Raw genomic sequence first — 2592 nt, 5'->3', positions numbered from 1 at the left:
GACGTACGCGCCGCCGGCGTGGACGCCTTCCTCACCGCGGACCTGCGCCACCACCCGGCGTCGGAAGCCCGCGCCCACAGTCCCCTCGCGCTGCTCGACGCGGCGCACTGGGCCACCGAGTGGCCCTGGTGCGAGCTGGCCGCCGCCCAGCTCGACGAGATTTCCGACCGTCACGGCTGGGACCTGCGGGTCCATGTCTCGAAGACGGTCACCGACCCGTGGAACTCCCACTCCCCTTCACCTGGAGCCCCCAACTGAACGCCGCGCCCGCCGACCAGATCCGACTTCTCGACGTCCAGTCCCTCGACGCCCGTCTGCAGCAGCTCGCGCACAAGCGGAGGTCGCTGCCCGAGCACGCCGAGATCGAGTCGCTGACCAAGGACCTCACGCAGCTGCGCGACCTGCTCGTCGCCTCGCAGACCGAGGAGAGCGACTGCTCCCGCGAGCAGACCAAGGCGGAGCAGGACGTCGACCAGGTGCGCCAGCGCGCCTCCCGCGACCAGCAGCGCCTCGACTCCGGCGCCGTCACGTCCCCCAAGGACCTGGAGAACCTCCAGCGCGAGATCGCCTCCCTCGCCAAGCGCCAGGGTGACCTGGAGGACGTCGTCCTGGAGATCATGGAGCGCCGCGAGTCCGCGCAGGAGCGGGTCGCCGAACTGACCGAGCGGGTCTCCTCCGTCCAGTCGAAGATCGACGACGCGACGGCCCGCCGGGACGCCGCGCAGGAGTCCCTCGACGGCGAGGCCGCCTCGGCGACGAAGGAGCGCGAGGTCATCGCGGGCTCCGTCCCCGCCGACCTGCTCAAGCTCTACGAGAAGCTCCGCGAGCAGCAGGGCGGCGTCGGCGCGGCCCGCCTCTACCAGCGCCGCTGCGAGGGCTGCCGCCTGGAGCTCAACATCACCGAGGTGAACGACGTGAAGGCGGCCTCCCCGGACACGGTCCTGCGCTGCGAGAACTGCCGCCGCATCCTGATCCGCACGTCGGAGTCGGGTCTGTAGGCGTTTGTAGAGGTCTGCAGGGGTCTGCGGAGTCCTGTTCGGGTCTGTAAGGAGCTTCTGGCTTGCGCGAGTTGATCGTCGAGGCGGACGGGGGTTCCCGGGGAAACCCGGGGCCCGCGGGCTACGGAGCCGTGGTCATCGACGCGGCAACGGGGGAGACGCTGGCCGAGGCGGCGGAGTACCTCGGCGTCACCACGAACAACGTCGCCGAGTACAGCGGCCTCGTCGCGGGCCTCCGAGCGGCCCGCGACCTCGACCCCACGGCCACCGTGCGGGTCCGCATGGACTCCAAGCTCGTGGTCGAGCAGATGTCCGGCCGCTGGCAGATCAAACACCCCGCCATGCGCCCCCTGGCGGCCGAGGCCCGCTCCATCCTCCCGGCCGACCAGGTCACGTACGAGTGGATCCCCCGCGCCGAGAACAAACACGCGGACCGCCTGGCCAACGAGGCGATGGACGCGGGGAAGAGGGGCGAGCAGTGGTCGCCGGCGAGGTCGACGGCGGACCTGGACGCGGGCCGCACCGCGAGGCAGGCAGCGCCCGCTAAGGGGCGCGGGGAACTGCGCGACCAGCCCCCACCGACCCGCGGCCAGACGATTCCCGGCAGTACCCCCGAGGCACGGGCCCAGCTGGGAGCGCAGGGTTCCGTGGCGCCCACTAAGGGGCGCGGGGAACTGCGCGACCAGCCACAACCGCCCCGCAGCCAAACAACTCCCGCCAGCACCCCCTACACCAACGACATCCGAGCCGCACGGAACGTGGCCTCCGAGGCACCGGCCACTGGAGGCGCGCCTCCAGACCTCGGCACCCCCACCACTTTCGTACTGCTCCGGCACGGCGAGACCCCCCTGACCCCCCAGAAGCGGTTCTCCGGAAGCGGCGGCAGCGACCCCGCACTGTCGGACACGGGCCGCCACCAGGCGGAGCGCGTCGCGACCGCGCTAGCCGCACGCGGGACCGTACAGGACGTCATCTCGTCCCCCCTCACCCGCTGCCGCGAAACCGCAGAGATCGTTGCCGCCCGGCTCGGACTGGACGTACGGATCGAGGACGGGCTCCGCGAGACGGACTTCGGGGCCTGGGAGGGTCTGACGTTCGCCGAGGTCCGCGAGCGGTACCCGGACGACATGAGCGCCTGGCTGAGTTCCCCGGACGCCGAACCCACCGGCGGCGGCGAGAGTTTCGAGGCGGTGGCCCACCGGGTGGCCGCGGCCCGCGACGAGTTGCTCGCGGCGCACGCCGGCCGCACCGTGCTCCTCGTCTCCCACGTCACGCCCATCAAGACCCTCGTACGGCTGGCCCTGGGCGCCCCGCCGGAGGCCCTGTTCAGGATGGAACTGTCGGCGGCGTCGCTGTCGGTGGTGGCGTACTACGGGGACGGCAACGCGAGCGTACGGCTGTTGAACGAGACGTCCGCGCTGCGCTGAGCTGAGCGGGGGTTGGGCTCGGGGTGGGCTCGGGTGGTTGGTTGGCTGCGGGCCGTGGGGGTTGATCGCGCAGTTCCCCGCGCCCCTAAGGGCCAAGGCCGTGAAGTTACGGGTCTGGTGTGGTTGTCCATGGCGTCGTGATCTGCGGGTTCACCGGACGCGAGGAG

Annotated in this window: 3 protein-coding genes; all 3 read left to right on the top strand. The window is 71.7% G+C overall.

Annotated elements, in window-relative coordinates; all coding sequences use genetic code 11:
- The coding region (locus O3Q52_RS51805) for a Nif3-like dinuclear metal center hexameric protein (protein WP_269655356.1) at positions 1-258 on the top strand (258 nt) is incomplete at its 5' end.
- Positions 255-998 carry a zinc ribbon domain-containing protein gene (locus O3Q52_RS51800; RefSeq protein WP_189838515.1) on the top strand — a complete coding sequence of 248 codons (744 nt, stop codon included), beginning with the start codon at positions 255-257 and terminating at the stop codon, positions 996-998. The genes O3Q52_RS51805 and O3Q52_RS51800, both read left to right, overlap by 4 nt.
- A gap of 62 nt (positions 999-1060) precedes the next feature.
- A complete protein-coding gene (locus tag O3Q52_RS51795; RefSeq protein WP_269655355.1) occupies positions 1061-2425 on the top strand; it encodes a bifunctional RNase H/acid phosphatase in 1365 nt (454 codons plus the stop codon).
- Positions 2426-2592 lie beyond the last annotated feature (167 nt).

The sequence above is a fragment of the Streptomyces sp. ActVer genome (assembly GCF_027270795.1).
GTDB lineage: Bacteria > Actinomycetota > Actinomycetes > Streptomycetales > Streptomycetaceae > Streptomyces > Streptomyces umbrinus_A.
The sequence above is the reverse complement of the archived record's forward strand: the minus strand, read 5'-3'. Positions and strand labels throughout refer to the sequence as shown.